The following is a 15,080-nucleotide window of genomic DNA, read 5'->3' on the forward strand; positions in this document are numbered from 1 at the left end:
TCAGTTGTTGCTGCGGTTCGCGGCCCGAAAACTCTTGATTTCCGACACGCTGCCGTCGCGGTAGGTCAGTTCCACCGAGACGAACTGCGTCGCCGGGGCAAGCTTCAGGTAGAGCGGCATGCCGGCGCTGATCGCACTGGGATCGCGCATGTCGCAGCCCGGCATCTTCAACACCTGGTTCGGAACGGCGGTGTCGATGCCGATGCGCACCTCGCGGATGGCGCAGCGGTAGGACACGAGATGCGTGTAATAGACGAGCAGCCCGTTGAACTCGCGGAATGACAGCCAGCTCGTCGCGGTCATGTCGAGGATCTTGCGCTGGTCGCGGATCAGCGCGGCCTCGGGATCGAACTTGATCGGGAATGGCCCCTGCATGTCGCCGGACTGATCGACATAGCGGACCTCGATGGTGCCGGCCTGCGCATCCGGCGGCAATTCGATCGACGGGTTCGGCATCCGCTTGCGTGTGCGCGGATCGAGCGTGTCGATGAAGCCGGTCTCGCGGAAATCGCCATTGCCGGCCATGCGCCAGGAAATACCGAGCGTCGGGTCGGCGAAGGAGAACACCACGCTCCAGCCGCCATTGTGCCGCGAGAAGCTGGCGATCGGCGCGTTGGTGGTTTCCTCCTTCGGCACACGCGGTACCGACACCGGCGGGAGAGCCGCGAGCTTCTGCGGCGGCGGATCGGCCGGGCGCGCAGCGGCCGTCGCGTCCTTGGCAACGCCGCTGAGGAAGACGTCGTCGACCATCTGGTCGAAATAGACCGGCACCTGTCTGTGCTTGACGGTGTCGGCCATCTCGCTCACGAGACGGCGGGTGCGCTGCGCCACCTGCACCAGATTCTCGCCGGGCTGGAGCAGCTCCTTGGCGAAGGTGCGCGTGAACACCGAATTGGGATTGGCGTCGTCGTTGGAGAGACGATCGAGTGCGGTCTGGCGGGGACCCGCGGAGAACACCGAGAACACGCCTTCGGGCAGCTGCACCATCGGCGCGAGGCCGCCGCCGCCGGCGACCGCGCGGGTGCCTTTGCGCTCGAACGGGTTGTTGCGGCAGGCGTCGAACACCAGGATCGACGTGCGCGCCTTCTTGTTCTGAAGGCGCTCGACGATGCGGTCGGCCAGGATGGAAGCGTCGCGCACCAGCTCTTCCTGCCCTTCGGTCGCCGCCGGTACGTCAGTCGGCAGCAGGTAGTTCTGGCCCGCGATCTCGAAGCCGTGGCCGGCGTAGAAGAAGAATGCGGTGTCGCCGGGCTCGATCGTCCTGTCGAACGCGAGCAGCGTCTCGGAGAATTGCTGCCGGCTCTGGTTCTCGGCGACCATCACCGAGAAGCCGAGCTGCTTCAGCGTATCGCCCATGGTGCGGGCGTCGTTGACCGCCTTGAGGAGCTTGGGGACGTTCCTGTAGTCGTTGTTGCCGACGACGAGCGCAACGCGCTTCTCGGCGTGTGCGGGCAGCGCGAAGCCGCTCAGGCTCACCGCAAGGCCAAGGGCCGCCAGAATTCTGAAAAGCCGACGCGTCATCGTAAAATTCCCGTTGCAGAACGGCGCTCCGCCGGCCCCCTCGAACAGCGATTCATTGGAACCCTCTGCCGTTGATGATAGTCGGTCCAGCCATATCGACGGTTCAACGCGCAGAGCCCTCGGGTTCCGTCATCAGGACTATGGCAGATTCCTCCGGAATCTGCTTTTTCTAGGTAGCTGCGCGCTGCAAGCGGGGGCTGCCGTGTATCGATGGTGTACTGACGAGGTCGAGCCGCATGACCGGTTCGACTATTGGCGCGAGGTCCGGTCCAAGGGCCTGTTCGGCGTCACCGCCGAACTCGAGCGCGAGCGCCGCGCGGACTTCTACGGCGAATTCTCACTGCGCCAGCTCGGCGGCGGTGGGCTCGTCGAGCTGAAGGCGTCGCACTACACGGTCGAGCGCAGCAACTCCGACATCGCCTACGCGCCCGGCGACAGCATCTGCGTCTACCAACAGCTCGGCAGCGGCGGCTGGTTCGGCGGCATGCGCACCGGCGACTTTGCGATCGCCAACGGCAGCTTCGCCACCAGCCATACCGACCAGCCTTATCGCACCGCGCCGCTCGGCGCAGGCGGCTTCCACCTGCGCATCCTGAAGATCCCCGTGAGCAGGCTCTCCACGCAGGACAGGCGCATGCGCGAGCTTGCGCCCCGGACCTTCAGCGATCCCGGCCTGGCGCCCCTGCTCGGCGCCTGCTTCGCCGACCTCGATGAGGCCGCCGCGGGCGATAACGGCGCCACTGATGCGACCTCAGTCGCCCAGACCTCCTTGGATCAGGCCTCCTTGGATCAAGCCTCGCTCGTCCAGGCCTTGGCCCATCTGGCGCTGATCGAGCGCGGCATCGTGCGGCCCGGCAGCCGCCGTGGGCAGGCCGCGCTGCGGACCGCCCGGCTCTCGCAGGCGCGGCGCCTGATCGCGCGCCATCTGCAAGACCCCGGTCTGGCGCCGGCGATGGTGGCCGACCAGCTCGGCGTGTCCGTGCGTCACCTGCACATGCTGTTCGAAGCCGCGGCGAAGAGCTTTTCGCAGACCGTGACGGACGGACGCCTGAAACAGAGCCGCCGCCTGATGCGCGAGGCGCCGGACCGGCTGATCGCTGATATCGCGACCTCCTGCGGCTTCGAGAGCCTGGCGACCTATTACCGGGTCTTCAACGCCGCCTACGGAATGGCCCCCGGCGATTTCCGGGCCCGGGGCCCGGAAGGGCGTTAGCCGTCCCTCCGGCAGCTATCGCCCGGTTAACGGTGGAGGCGGAAAAGCCCAGCCGGGCCCGCTATTTGAGCAAAAACCTCAGGTTTTTTAGGGTCTTCCCGCGCCCGCTCCATTGACTTTGGCCGATTCCCGCCTATGTTCCGGGGCGACGCGGCTCAGATCGAAGACCGATTCTTGAGCCTTGCGCTTTGTTCGCGTGAGTCAGCACCCCCAGCTTCTTTGAGAGCGCGCCGTTTCGGGGTGGAACGCGACAGCCTTAATTACCCTCGATTCCGAACGGCGGTTTCGACCAGAGGCTCAATGTCCTTTTCAAATCTCGGACTGTCCGAAAAAGTCCTCGCCGCAGTGGCGGCCACCGGTTACACCACCCCCACCCCCATTCAGGAACAGGCGATCCCCCACGTCCTCGCACGCAAGGATGTGCTCGGCATCGCCCAGACCGGCACCGGCAAGACCGCGGCCTTCGTGCTGCCGATGCTCACCATCCTCGAAAAGGGTCGCGCCCGCGCGCGCATGCCGCGCACGCTGATCCTGGAGCCGACCCGCGAGCTCGCGGCGCAGGTGAAGGAAAACTTCGACCGCTACGGCGCCGGCCAGAAACTCAACGTCGCCCTGCTGATCGGCGGCGTTTCCTTCGGCGACCAGGATGCCAAGCTGACGCGCGGCGTCGACGTGCTGATCGCCACCCCCGGCCGCCTGCTCGACCACACCGAGCGCGGCGGCCTCCTGCTCACCGGCGTCGAGCTGCTCGTCATCGACGAAGCCGACCGCATGCTGGACATGGGCTTCATTCCCGACATCGAGCGCGTCTGCAAGCTCGTCCCGTTCACGCGGCAGACCCTGTTCTTCACCGCGACCATGCCGCCGGAAATCCGGCGCATCACCGAGACCTTCCTGCATAATCCGCAGAAGGTCGAGGTCTCCAAGCCCGCCACCACCGCCGTGACCGTCACGCAGTGTCAGGTCCCGGCCGGGCGCGAGGCGCATGAGAAGCGTGAATTGCTGCGACGCCTGCTGCGCGAGGCCAAGGATCTCCAGAACGCGATCATCTTCTGCAATCGCAAGCGCGAGGTCGCCGTCGTTCACAAATCACTGCAAAAGCATGGTTTCAGCGTCGGCGCCCTGCATGGCGACATGGACCAGTCGGCCCGCACGGCGGCGCTCGAACAGTTCCGCAAGGGCGAACTGCCGCTGCTGGTCGCCTCCGATGTTGCCGCCCGCGGCCTCGACATCCCTGAGGTCAGCCACGTCTTCAATTTCGACGTCCCCCACCACCCCGACGACTATGTTCACCGCGTCGGCCGCACCGGCCGCGCCGGCCGGTCCGGCATGGCGATCTCGCTCGTGACGCCGCTCGACCAGAAGTCGATGGTGGCGATCGAGAAGCTGATCGGCCAGAGTATTCCGCGCGCCGAGGGCGATTTCGAAGTGCCCGCGGACGCAGGCGAGCAGAGCGCACGTTCGCGCGAACCGCGCGGGCGCGACCGTGAACGTTCCCGCGGCGGACGCGGCAAGCCGCAGCGTGGCCGCGATCGTGAGCGCAGCCACGAGCCCCGCGAACCGCGCGGCGAGGCGAGGCCTTCCGCAGAGACACAGCCCGCTCCTGAAGCGAGACCTGCACGTGAGCCGAGGCCCGCACGGGAGGCGAGGCCTCCGCGTGAAGCGAAGCAATCATCCGAGCCGCGCGGTGGATCGCGCCAGCAAGCCAATCCATCGCATGTGCCGTCGATCGGCCGCCCCGAGCCGCGCCGCCAGCGCGAGGCCGATACCGAGCCCGGCGATCACTCGCACCTTCCGGCGTTTCTGCTCCGGCCAGTGCGTTCTCCCGCCGGCGCCTGACGCGCCGGCGCGACTCAGGTTCGGTTGAGCAGAGCCGCTTCACACTTATTCTGATGCATTCGCGAACGTCTGTTTACAGAGCGTTCACGATCGTCCGTTAGCCTACGAACATAATTTAAGCATTGCTGCGGTCGATGGCGCGCCGACCGCTGTGGGGTATGTTCCGTGGTCAAGGTGCTCGACGAACACGAACGCACGATGGCGTTCGCCGAAGTGGCTCTGGGTCAGATCCGTTCGCTTCGACAGACCGCAATTCCCCGCAATTACGAGATCTGGTACGTCTACGCCACCGGCTATAACGCACCGCTTAACAAGATCATCAACGAGACGCTGGCACGCCACGGCAAGCTGACCGAAGGCGATCTCGAGCAGATCTACGAGACCTATCTTTCCCACATCAAGACCACCGACCGCATCGACAAGGTCGGCGCACGCGTCATCGGCGAGATCGACGACGTGATGAAGGTGCTGAGCGAAGCGCTCGGGATGACCGGCTCCTACGATGCCAGCCTGTCGGGCGCGACCGAGAAACTGTCGTCGGCCAAGAGCCGCGACCAGATCAAGTCAGTCGTCGAGACGCTGCTGCGTTCGACCAGCGAGATGCGCGAGACCAACAAGGCGCTGGAAGACCGGCTGACGCTGTCCAAGAACGAGATCAGCAATCTCCAGCAGAGCCTGGAGGCGATCCGCGCCGAGAGCCTGACCGATCCGCTTACGGGATTGGGCAATCGCAAATATTTCGATCGCATGATCGGCATGGCCGTGCAGAGCGCGCTCGCCTCGGGCGAGCCACTGTCGCTGCTGCTGTTCGACATCGATCATTTCAAATCGTTCAACGATTCCTACGGCCATCTCACCGGCGACCAGGTGTTGCGGCTGGTCGGCTTGTCCATGAAGCAGACCATCAAGGGACAGGACATCACCGCGCGCTATGGCGGCGAGGAATTCGCGGTCCTGCTGCCCAACACGGCGCTGCGCCAGGCCCTCACCGTTGCAGATCACATCCGCCGCGCCGTGATGGCGAAGGAATTGAAGAAGAAATCGACCGGCGAGATCCTCGGCCGCGTCACCATCTCCGTCGGCGTCTCCATGCTCAAGCAGGGCGACGATCCCGACGCGCTGATCGAGCGTGCCGATGCCTGCCTCTATGCCGCCAAGCGCAACGGGCGCAACCGCGTGATCTGCGAGGCCGATCCGGAGTTCGCGATCGAGTCGCACAGCCGGGTGGCCTGACGCCGAAGCAGCGCGCCGAAGAGACGGCCGGCGCTTGACATTCCAATCCGCCGAACGACATCTTCCCCGCCGCCCGACTGCGAGCGTCGAGAGGACTTGTCGTCTTGCCCAATCCCCATGACTTTCACACACCGCAGCCGTCGTACACCAGGGATGAACTGCTGAGATCGAGCGACGGCGGCTATTTCGGCCCGGGCAACGCGCAATTGCCGGCCCCGCCGATGCTCATGATGGATCGCATCACCGAGATCAGCCTGGACGGCGGCGAGTTCGGCAAGGGCCACATCGTCGGCGAGCTCGATATTGTCCCCGGCCACTGGTTCTTCGATTGCCACTATCGCGGTGACGCGATGATGCCGGGAAGCCTCGGACTGGATGCGATGTGGCAGATGATCGGCTACTGGCTCGGCTGGTCGGGCTCACCGGGCAAGGGCCGCGCCATTGGCGTCGGCGAGGTCGAAGCTACGGGATTGGTCACACCGGAGACGCGACGCGTGCGCTACGAGGTCGCCATGCGTATGGTCCGGCGCGGCAAGCTGGTGCTCGGAATTGCCGACGGTCGCGTGCTGGCCGACGGCGTCGGCGTCTTCATCGCCAAGGACATGAGGGTCGGACTGACCAAGGCGGTGGACTGAGGTCTCGTAGGGTGGGCAAAGGCGCGCAGCGCCGTGCCCACCATCTCTCCAGCACCTTCATCCTGAATGGTGGGCACGCTTCCGCCTTCGCTCTACGAGCTACGGCGGACGAGTCGCTTTGCCCACCCTACGAACCGCTTTCTTGGCTGCTCGCTTCTTCACAGTCTTCTTCGCCGGCGTTTTCTTCGCCACCGCCTTCTTCCCCTTCGGCCGCTTCTTCACCTTGGCGCGCTGGGCGGCGGCGAGCGCTGCCCTCGCCCATTGCGCAAGCTCCTCGGAATCGTCGAACAGGCGCGCCGGCAATTCCCAATAGGAATTCACCAGCACGGTTTTGGCGCGGGTCGAATACTGAAACGGCTTCGAGCCTTCCGCTTCAAAGTCCGGGATGGTGACCTCGTCGGCGCGGAAGAACAGGCCCGCGCGCAAGGCGAGCGCGAAGTTGATGCCGTCGGCGGAGATGCCGTAGCCGGAGAACATTTTGCGGATGGTGACGGGGCCGAAATCGGCGAACAGGTCGATCAGGAATTCGCGGTCCATGGCCAAGCTGTCTCCCCACGGTCGTCCCCGCGAACGCGGGGACCCATAACCACAGGGAGGAGTTTAGCGAAGACTACCAGCCAGGAAAGCTTGGTACTGATACCGAGCGTCATCGCCAGATCACGCGGTATGGTCCCCTGAGTTCGCGGGGACGACAGCGACTTACCCGTCGATCTTCGCGGGCCGCAGCTCGACCGACTCGCCGCAGCCGCAGGCGGAGACCTGGTTGGGGTTGTTGAAGACGAACTGGGCCTGCATCTTGTCGGCCTTGTAGTCCATCTCGGTGCCGAGCAGGAACAGCACGGCCTTGGGATCGACCAGGATCTTGACGCCCTTGTCCTCGACCACCTCGTCGGTCGGGCGGACATCATGGGCGTATTCGACCGTGTAGGACTGGCCGGCACAGCCGCCGTTCTTCACGCCGACGCGCAGGCCCACGATCTCGGAATCGGCGCGGCTCGTCAGCTCGCTGATGCGCTGGGCCGCGGCATCCGTCAGCCGCATCACCTGCGGGCGTGGCCGCCGGGGCTTTGGTGTCGAAGCTGGTGTTGCCTGGGTCATGTTATCTATGTGGTCCGTTGCTGAGCGAATTCAATGCGAGCTGAGACCGTCACCACATGTTGAGCACGAGGCGGGCCTCGTCGCTCATGCGTTCCGGCGACCACGGCGGCTCCCAGACGACCTTGACGTCGACCACGCCGACGCCGGGGACGCTGGCGACCGCGTTCTCGACCATGGTCGGCAGCTCGCCGGCAGCCGGGCAGTTCGGCGTCGTCAGCGTCATCTGGACGTCGACCGATCGGTCGTCCTTGATCTCGACCTTGTAGATCAGGCCGAGCTCGTAGATGTCGGCCGGGATCTCCGGATCGAACACGGTCTTGAGGCCCGCGATGATCTCGGTGGTGAGACGCTCGGTCTCCTCAGGCGGCAGCGCCGACTGGGTCTCCATCGGATTGGCTTTGACTTCGGCCGTGTCACTCATGCGAACAAATCCCGCGCCTTCAACAGCGCCTGTGCCAGATGATCGACTTCTTCCCGCGTATTATACATGCCGAACGACGCCCGGCAGGTGGCGGTTACATTGAACCGCTCTAAAAGCGGCATCACGCAATGGGTGCCGGCGCGCACGGCGATGCCCTGGCGGTCGATCACGGTGGCGACGTCGTGGGCGTGGGCGCCCTTGAGCTCGAAGGAGATCACCGGGCCCTTGCCCCGGGCGGTGCCGATCAGCCGCAGCGAATTGATCTCGCGCAGCCGGTCCTGGGCATAGGTGGTGAGATCGTGCTCGTGGGCGGCGATGCGCTCCTTGCCGATCGAATTGACGTAGTCGATGGCCGCGCCAAGGCCCACGGCCTCGACGATCGCGGGCGTGCCGGCCTCGAACTTGTGCGGGGGATCGCCATAGGTGACGATGTCGCGCGAGACCTCGCGGATCATCTCGCCGCCGCCGTTATAGGGACGCATCGCGACGAGGTGCTCGTACTTGGCCCAGAGGATGCCGATGCCGGTCGGCCCGTAGACCTTGTGGCCGGTAAAGACATAGAAATCGCAGCCGAGATCCTGGACGTCGACAGGCAGATGCACTGCACCCTGGCTGCCATCGACGAGCACGGGAATGCCGCGGGCGTGGGCGATTTTCACGACGTCCTTGATCGGCACAATGGTGCCGAGCGCGTTCGACATCTGCGTGATCGCGACCAGCTTGGTCTTCGACGTCAGCAGCTTCTCGAACTCGTCGATGAGGAAGTTACCCTCGTCGTCGACCGGCGCCCACTTGATCACGGCGCCATGGCGTTCCCTGAGGAAATGCCACGGCACGATGTTGGAGTGGTGCTCCATGATCGAGATGACGATCTCGTCGCCCTCTTTGATGTTCGGTTCGCCCCAGGACGACGCGACGAGGTTGATCGCCTCCGTCGCGTTGCGGGTGAAGATGACCTCTTCGGTCCGCGGCGCGTTGATGAACTGCGCAACCTTGCTGCGACCGCCCTCATAGGCCTCGGTGGCGGCATTGGCGAGGTAATGCAGGCCGCGATGCACGTTGGCGTATTCGGACGTATAGGCCTGCGTCATGCGGTCGAGCACGGCGCTCGGCTTCTGCGCCGAGGCGGCGTTGTCGAGATAGACCAGCGGCTTGCCGTAGACCTGCATGGCGAGCGCCGGAAAATCCTGGCGCACGCGTGCGACGTCGTAGGCACCGTTCTTGACTGCGGGATGCGTGCTCATTGGCGCCGCTCCAGCCAGCGCTCGGCGATACCGATCACGTGCTCGCGCAAACCGTCATCGGCGATCTGCTCGATCGCCTCACCCACGAAAGCCTGGATCAGCAGCGCCTGGGCCTGCTTCTCCGGGAGGCCGCGCGCCTTCAGGTAGAACAGCAGGCTGTCGTCGAGGGCGCCGGCAGTGGCGCCGTGGCCGCAGGAGACGTCATCGGCGAAGATCTCGAGCTCCGGCTTGTTGTCGGCCTCGGCTTCGTCCGAAAGCAGCAGCGCGCGGGTCATCATCTTGCCGTCGGTCTTCTGCGCGTCGGGACGGACGATGATGCGGCCCTGGAACACCGAATGGGCGCGATCGTCGATCACCGCGCGGAAGACCTCGCGGCTGACGCAGTTCGGCACGGCATGATCGACCACCAGCGTGGTGTCGCCGTGCTCGGTCTTCTGGAGCAGGTTCACGCCGTTGACGGAGAGGTCGCTGCCCTCGCCCGCCATCGTGATGAAGCCCTGGAGGCGGCTGACGGCAGCGCCAGTCGTCATGTTGAAGAAATTGAGCTTCGTGTTCGCGCCGACCGTGACGAACTGCGAAGTCACATTCACTGCGTCGGGTGCATCGTCCAACAGGCGGATATGCGCGACGTCGGCATTGTCGCCGACCGAGAGGATGACGGCGTCGTTGACCTGGTAGGCCTTGGCACCGGCCGCAACAAAGCTCTCGATGATGGTGGCGCGAGCGCCGTTCCCGACCGCGATCCGCGAACGGCTGAAAGCCGACGCGGACGAAGCGGTCGCGATGTGGATGATCTGGATCGGCGCGGACAGCTGCGCACCGTCGGCGATCGACAACACGACGCCGTCGGTTGCCAGCGCCGCATTCAGCGCGATCACGGCATCGGTGGCCGCGGTCTTCAGGAGACCTGCGTCCTTCTCCAGCGCTTCCCGCAGCATCTTGAGGCCCGCCTCAGAGGCAAGCGCCTTGACGTCGGAGAGATCGGCCGCGAACACGCCGTCGACCAGCACCAGCTTGCGGGCGCCTTCGATCGCATGCGCCTTGACGGCATCCGCGGCACGCTTCAGCGCTGCCGCATCGGGGCTGGCTGCAAGCGGCAGCACCTCGCCGACCAGTGCACGCAGGTCGGTGTATTTCCATTCCTCGATCCGGCGATGCGGCAGGCCGAGACGCTCATAGGTCTCGAACGCCTCGCGGCGTACCGCGATCACAGAAGGCGAACCCGGCAGGCGGCCTTCGGCGCTGGCGAAGAGATCGCTCACCGCACGGCCGTTTCCGGTCTTTGCCACAGCAACGTTCATCCTAAAATTCCTTACGCGGCATCCTCGAACTGGGCGTAGCCGGACGCTTCCAGCTCCAGCGCCAAGTCCTTGCCGCCGCTCTTCACGACACGGCCCTTCGACATCACGTGCACGACGTCGGGCACGATGTAGTTCAGCAGCCGCTGATAATGGGTGATGACGACCATCGCGCGCTTGGGAGAGCGCAGCGCGTTGACGCCGTCGGCCGCAATGCGCAGCGCGTCGATGTCGAGACCCGAATCCATCTCGTCGAGGATGCACAGGCTCGGCTCGAACAGCGCCATCTGCAGCACCTCGTTGCGCTTCTTCTCGCCGCCGGAGAAGCCGACATTGACGCCGCGCTTGAGCATGTCCTGCGGGATGTTCAGCGACTTCGAGACCTCGCGGACCTTCCTCAGGAAGTCCGGGGTCGAATATTCGCTCTCGCCGCGCGCCTTGCGCTGCGCATTCAGCGCGGTGCGCAGGAAGGTCATGGTGGCGACGCCGGGAATCTCGACCGGATACTGGAACGCCAGAAACACGCCCTTCGCGGCGCGCTCGTTGGGGTCCATCTCCAGCAGGTCCTCGCCCTTGAACAGGATCTGGCCGTCGGTAACCTCGTAGCCGGGCTTGCCGGCGATGACGTGGGAGAGCGTCGATTTGCCGGAGCCGTTCGGCCCCATGATCGCGTGAACCTCGCCCTCGTTCACAGTCAGCGTCAGCCCGTGGAGGATCTCACGCTCCTCGACACGAACCTTCAAATCCTTCACTTCAAGCAAAGCCATCTTGGTGTCCAGTCTATTCAAATGATGCATGGAGCGCCGTAGCGCACCGCGAGGGTCGGCGATTAGCCGACCGACCCTTCAAGCGAGATCGAGATCAGCTTCTGCGCTTCCACCGCGAATTCCATCGGCAGCTGCTGAAGCACGTCCTTGACGAAACCGTTGACGACGAGGCCGACGGCTTCTTCCTGGCTGAGACCGCGCTGGATGCAGTAGAACAGCACGTCCTCGGAGATCTTCGAGGTCGTCGCCTCGTGCTCGAACGTCGCCGAGGAGTTCTTGGCCTCGATATACGGCACGGTGTGCGCGCCGCATTTGTCGCCGATCAGCAGGGAATCGCACGCGGTGAAGTTGCGCGCGCCGGTCGCTTTCCGGTGCGCGGTGACGAGCCCGCGATAGGTGTTCTGCGACTTGCCGGCGGCGATGCCCTTCGAGATGATCCGGCTCGACGTGTTCTTGCCGAGGTGGATCATCTTGGTACCCGAATCGACCTGCTGGAAACCGTTCGAGATCGCGATCGAGTAGAACTCACCGCTGGAATTGTCGCCACGCAGGATGCAGCTCGGGTACTTCCAGGTGATGGCGGAGCCGGTCTCGACCTGGGTCCAGGAAATCTTGGACCGGTCGCCACGGCAGTCGCCACGCTTGGTGACGAAATTGTAGATGCCGCCCTTGCCTTCCGAATTGCCGGGATACCAGTTCTGCACCGTCGAGTATTTGATCTCGGCATCATCGTGCGCAACGAGCTCGACCACGGCGGCGTGCAGCTGGTTCTCGTCGCGCTGCGGCGCGGTGCAGCCTTCGAGATAGGAGACGTAGGAGCCCTTGTCGGCGATGATCAGCGTGCGCTCGAACTGGCCGGTGTTGCGCTCGTTGATGCGGAAATAGGTCGACAACTCCATCGGGCAGCGCACGCCCGGCGGCACGTAGACGAACGAGCCGTCCGAAAATACCGCCGAGTTCAGCGTCGCGTAGAAATTGTCCGAGGTCGGAACCACCGAGCCCAGATATTTCTGCACCAGCTCGGGATGCTCGCGGATCGCCTCCGAGATCGGCATGAAGATCACGCCGGCCTTCTTCAGCTCGGCCTTGAACGTGGTTGCAACCGAGACCGAATCGAAGACCGCGTCGACCGCGATCTTGCGCCGGGCCGGATCCTGATCGCCGGGCTTCGGCTCGACGCCTTCGAGCATGGCGACTTCCCGCAGGGGAATGCCGAGCTTCTCGTAGGTCTTCAGAATCTCCGGATCGATCTCGTCGAGCGAGGTGACCGTCTTCTTCGGCTTCGGCGCCGCGTAATAATAGAGGTCCTGGAAGTCGATCTTGGGATAGTCGACACGCGCCCAGGTCGGCTCGGTCATGGTCAGCCAGCGCCGATAGGCCTCGAGCCGCCACTGGAGCATCCAGGCGGGTTCGTTCTTCTTCTCGGAGATGAACTTGACGGTCTCTTCCGACAGTCCCTTGGGGGCCTTGTCGGACTCGATCAGGGTCTCAAACCCATAACGATACTGATCGACGTCGATGCGCTTCACGCGCTCGACCGTCTCTTGCACGGCTGGCATTCTATCCTCCGCTCGCGGTTTCAAGGACCGCGGTGGATCACAAACTTGGACGAGTATTACGATGTTTTTCCGCAGAAAGCACGCGCTTAGAACCGTTCAAGCCGTGTTTCGTCGCTTAGGCTCTAAGTAGGGTATTACCAAGCTTTCGCCAAGCCTCTAACGCCCTGTTGATGTCATCTGGTTCCGTGGACCAGCCCAGACTGAGACGCACCGCTCCCTGGGCAACGGTGGCATCATACCCCATCGCCGACAGCACGTGAGACGGCTGCACTTTGCCTGAAGAACAGGCCGAGCCCGAGGACACGGCCACGCCTTCGAGATCGAAGCCGATCACGGCGGTTTCGGCGCTCAGGCCGGGGGCAGTGAAAAGGATGGTATTTGGCAACCGCTTGACGTCATTCGCGAAGACCACCGCGCCAGCGATCCCGCGGATACCATTCTCCAAGGAATCTCTGAGGGTTGCCATCCGCTCCACATCCTCTGGCAGAGCCTGAAGGGCGGCTCTCACCGCTGCCCCGAATCCGGCGATGCCGGCGACATTCTCGGTTCCCGCGCGCCGGCTCAGCTCCTGCCCCCCGCCCCGCAGCACGGGTTCCAGTCCGGCGATCCCCTCCGCCAGGACCAGCGCGCCGACGCCCTTGGGGCCGCCGATCTTGTGCGCGGAAAAGGTCGCAAGGTCTGCGTCCACAGTCTTGATATCGAACGGGATTTTCCCCAGCGCCTGGATCGCATCGACGTGCAGGAGCCCGCCGGCCTCGTGGACGATCCCGGCAGCCTCTGCGATCGGCTGAATCGCGCCGGTCTCGTTGTTCGCAGCCATGATGGAGACCAGCGCCGGCGGGCCGTCGCCGAGCGACGCCTTCAGATGGTCGAGGTCGATGACGCCGGCGCGTGTGACAGGGATCTGGTTGACCTTGTCCGCTGGGAACCGGCCGCCTGACAGCACCGAGGCATGCTCGACAGCCGAGACCAACAGGCGTTCGACGAGGCGGCCGGACGACCCCCGCAGACCGGGCGACAGCGCCAGCGCATTGGCCTCGGTTCCGGCTGAGGTGAAGACGACGTTCCGCGGCAATGCACCGACGGCCGCCGCGAGCGTGGCGCGGGTTTCCTCGACCAGCCGGCGCGCCTCGCGCCCCTCGGCATGAACCGAGGACGGATTGCCGATCAGCTCCCAGGCGGCGAGCATCGCGGTCCGCGCTTCGGCACGCAGCGGCGTGGTCGCATTCCAGTCGAGATACACGCGGCTCGGCATAAGGTAATATATTACTCCATGGATCGGGTTGGTGTGCCCGTCCTGGAGCCCGACATGGGCCCCCGTGGAGCACTTGGCAACTCGATTCCGAATCCCCACCGCTCAATGACGCCGCCATGACGCGCTAACATCTTGAGCCCATTGCCGGATGTTCAAGATGCTTGCTTTTTGACCCTCGCCTCATGTTAGAACGCCCGCGTCAGTTCACCGCGCGCCGCTCGCGCACCATCCGAGGGCGCCGCTCCACTCTTCCATTCGCGGTTTGATCGGCACAGCAGTCGATGAAGTCCGCACAATCGGTTGATTGCTGAAGAGCGTCTTCAAGGGATCAATCAAGAGATCATCATGCCTGAAGTCATTTTCACCGGCCCTGCTGGCCGTCTCGAAGGCCGCTATCACCCGGCCAAGCAGAAGAACGCGCCGATCGCGATGATCCTGCATCCGCATCCGCAGTTTCACGGCACGATGAACCACCAGATCGTGTACCAGTGCTACTACGCCTTCGCGCATCGCGGCTTCTCGGTGCTGCGCTTCAACTTCCGCGGCGTCGGCCGCAGCCAGGGCTCGTTCGACCACGGCACCGGCGAATTGTCGGATGCGGCCGCAGCGCTCGACTGGGCGCAGACCATCAATCCCGAAGCACGCGCCTGCTGGGTCGCCGGCTTCTCCTTCGGCGCCTGGATCGGCATGCAGCTTTTGATGCGCCGTCCCGAGGTCGAGGGCTTCATCTCGATCGCACCGCCGGCCAACCTCTACGACTTCTCGTTCCTGGCGCCCTGCCCGTCGTCGGGCCTGATTGTGCATGGCGAGAAGGATGCGGTGGTGCCGCCCAAGGACGTCAACACGCTGGTCGAGAAGCTGAAGACGCAGAAGGGCATCGTGATCGACCAGCAGGTCATCCCCGGCGCCAACCACTTCTTCGACGCCAAGCTCGAGCCGCTGATGGAAACCATCACGGCCTATCTCGACATGCGCCTCGCCAACGTGCGCTAAGGCT

General features: G+C 64.5%; 14 protein-coding genes. 5 read left to right on the forward strand and 9 right to left on the reverse strand.

Going from position 1 to position 15,080, the window contains the following annotated elements:
• The gene (locus AB7531_RS24375; RefSeq protein WP_441280146.1) at positions 1–1,521 is read right to left on the reverse strand and encodes a caspase family protein; all 1,521 of its coding nucleotides are present in this window, start codon (positions 1,519–1,521) and stop codon (positions 1–3) included.
• Between the two features lie 202 nt (positions 1,522–1,723).
• Here AB7531_RS24375 and AB7531_RS24380 point away from each other — a divergent pair, with 202 nt between their 5' ends.
• The 4 genes from AB7531_RS24380 (at position 1,724) to fabA (ending at position 6,441) form a co-directional block, all read left to right on the forward strand.
• A complete protein-coding gene (locus tag AB7531_RS24380) occupies positions 1,724–2,734 on the forward strand; it encodes a helix-turn-helix domain-containing protein (RefSeq protein ID WP_063983516.1) in 1,011 nt (336 codons plus the stop codon).
• Positions 2,735–3,034: 300 nt separating this feature from the next.
• Positions 3,035–4,573 carry a DEAD/DEAH box helicase gene (locus tag AB7531_RS24385; RefSeq protein WP_063983517.1) on the forward strand — a complete coding sequence of 513 codons (1,539 nt, stop codon included), beginning with the start codon at positions 3,035–3,037 and terminating at the stop codon, positions 4,571–4,573.
• 165 nt (positions 4,574–4,738) lie between these two features.
• Positions 4,739–5,806 carry a GGDEF domain-containing protein gene (locus tag AB7531_RS24390; RefSeq protein WP_063983518.1) on the forward strand — a complete coding sequence of 356 codons (1,068 nt, stop codon included), beginning with the start codon at positions 4,739–4,741 and terminating at the stop codon, positions 5,804–5,806.
• A 104-nt stretch (positions 5,807–5,910) separates the two neighbouring features.
• Complete coding sequence (gene fabA / locus AB7531_RS24395) at positions 5,911–6,441, forward strand: bifunctional 3-hydroxydecanoyl-ACP dehydratase/trans-2-decenoyl-ACP isomerase (RefSeq protein ID WP_028161259.1); 531 nt, start codon at positions 5,911–5,913, stop codon at positions 6,439–6,441.
• 99 nt (positions 6,442–6,540) lie between these two features.
• Here the strand turns inward: fabA and AB7531_RS24400 are convergent, their stop codons facing one another.
• From AB7531_RS24400 to AB7531_RS24435, 8 genes are all read right to left on the reverse strand, one after another.
• Entirely contained in the window at positions 6,541–6,978 is a 438-nt protein-coding gene (locus AB7531_RS24400; RefSeq protein ID WP_063983519.1) for a TfoX/Sxy family protein, read from the reverse strand.
• A 162-nt stretch (positions 6,979–7,140) separates the two neighbouring features.
• On the reverse strand, positions 7,141–7,539 hold the full coding sequence (locus tag AB7531_RS24405; protein WP_080586712.1) for a HesB/IscA family protein: 399 nt from the start codon (positions 7,537–7,539) through the stop codon (positions 7,141–7,143).
• A gap of 49 nt (positions 7,540–7,588) precedes the next feature.
• Entirely contained in the window at positions 7,589–7,960 is a 372-nt protein-coding gene (locus tag AB7531_RS24410; protein WP_014495549.1) for an SUF system Fe-S cluster assembly protein, read from the reverse strand.
• Positions 7,957–9,204, reverse strand: a complete 1,248-nt coding sequence (locus tag AB7531_RS24415) for a cysteine desulfurase (protein ID WP_063983520.1) — start codon at positions 9,202–9,204, stop codon at positions 7,957–7,959. Before AB7531_RS24415 ends, AB7531_RS24410 begins: the two co-directional genes overlap by 4 nt.
• Positions 9,201–10,505: a Fe-S cluster assembly protein SufD gene (gene sufD / locus AB7531_RS24420; RefSeq protein ID WP_063983521.1), complete on the reverse strand. Its 1,305-nt coding sequence runs from the start codon at positions 10,503–10,505 to the stop codon at positions 9,201–9,203. Before sufD ends, AB7531_RS24415 begins: the two co-directional genes overlap by 4 nt.
• A gap of 11 nt (positions 10,506–10,516) precedes the next feature.
• Entirely contained in the window at positions 10,517–11,269 is a 753-nt protein-coding gene (gene sufC, locus AB7531_RS24425) for a Fe-S cluster assembly ATPase SufC (protein ID WP_028161255.1), read from the reverse strand.
• Between the two features lie 62 nt (positions 11,270–11,331).
• On the reverse strand, positions 11,332–12,828 hold the full coding sequence (sufB, locus tag AB7531_RS24430) for a Fe-S cluster assembly protein SufB (RefSeq protein WP_063983522.1): 1,497 nt from the start codon (positions 12,826–12,828) through the stop codon (positions 11,332–11,334).
• A gap of 115 nt (positions 12,829–12,943) precedes the next feature.
• Positions 12,944–14,083 carry a cysteine desulfurase family protein gene (locus AB7531_RS24435; protein ID WP_063983523.1) on the reverse strand — a complete coding sequence of 380 codons (1,140 nt, stop codon included), beginning with the start codon at positions 14,081–14,083 and terminating at the stop codon, positions 12,944–12,946.
• Positions 14,084–14,428: 345 nt separating this feature from the next.
• On the opposite strand from AB7531_RS24435, the gene AB7531_RS24440 reads away from it, so the two are divergent.
• The gene (locus AB7531_RS24440) at positions 14,429–15,076 is read left to right on the forward strand and encodes an alpha/beta hydrolase (RefSeq protein WP_014495555.1); all 648 of its coding nucleotides are present in this window, start codon (positions 14,429–14,431) and stop codon (positions 15,074–15,076) included.
• Positions 15,077–15,080 lie beyond the last annotated feature (4 nt).

Origin of the sequence: Bradyrhizobium sp. 63_E2_N1_3, assembly GCF_052076005.1 — a bacterium.
Lineage (GTDB): Bacteria > Pseudomonadota > Alphaproteobacteria > Rhizobiales > Xanthobacteraceae > Bradyrhizobium > Bradyrhizobium barranii.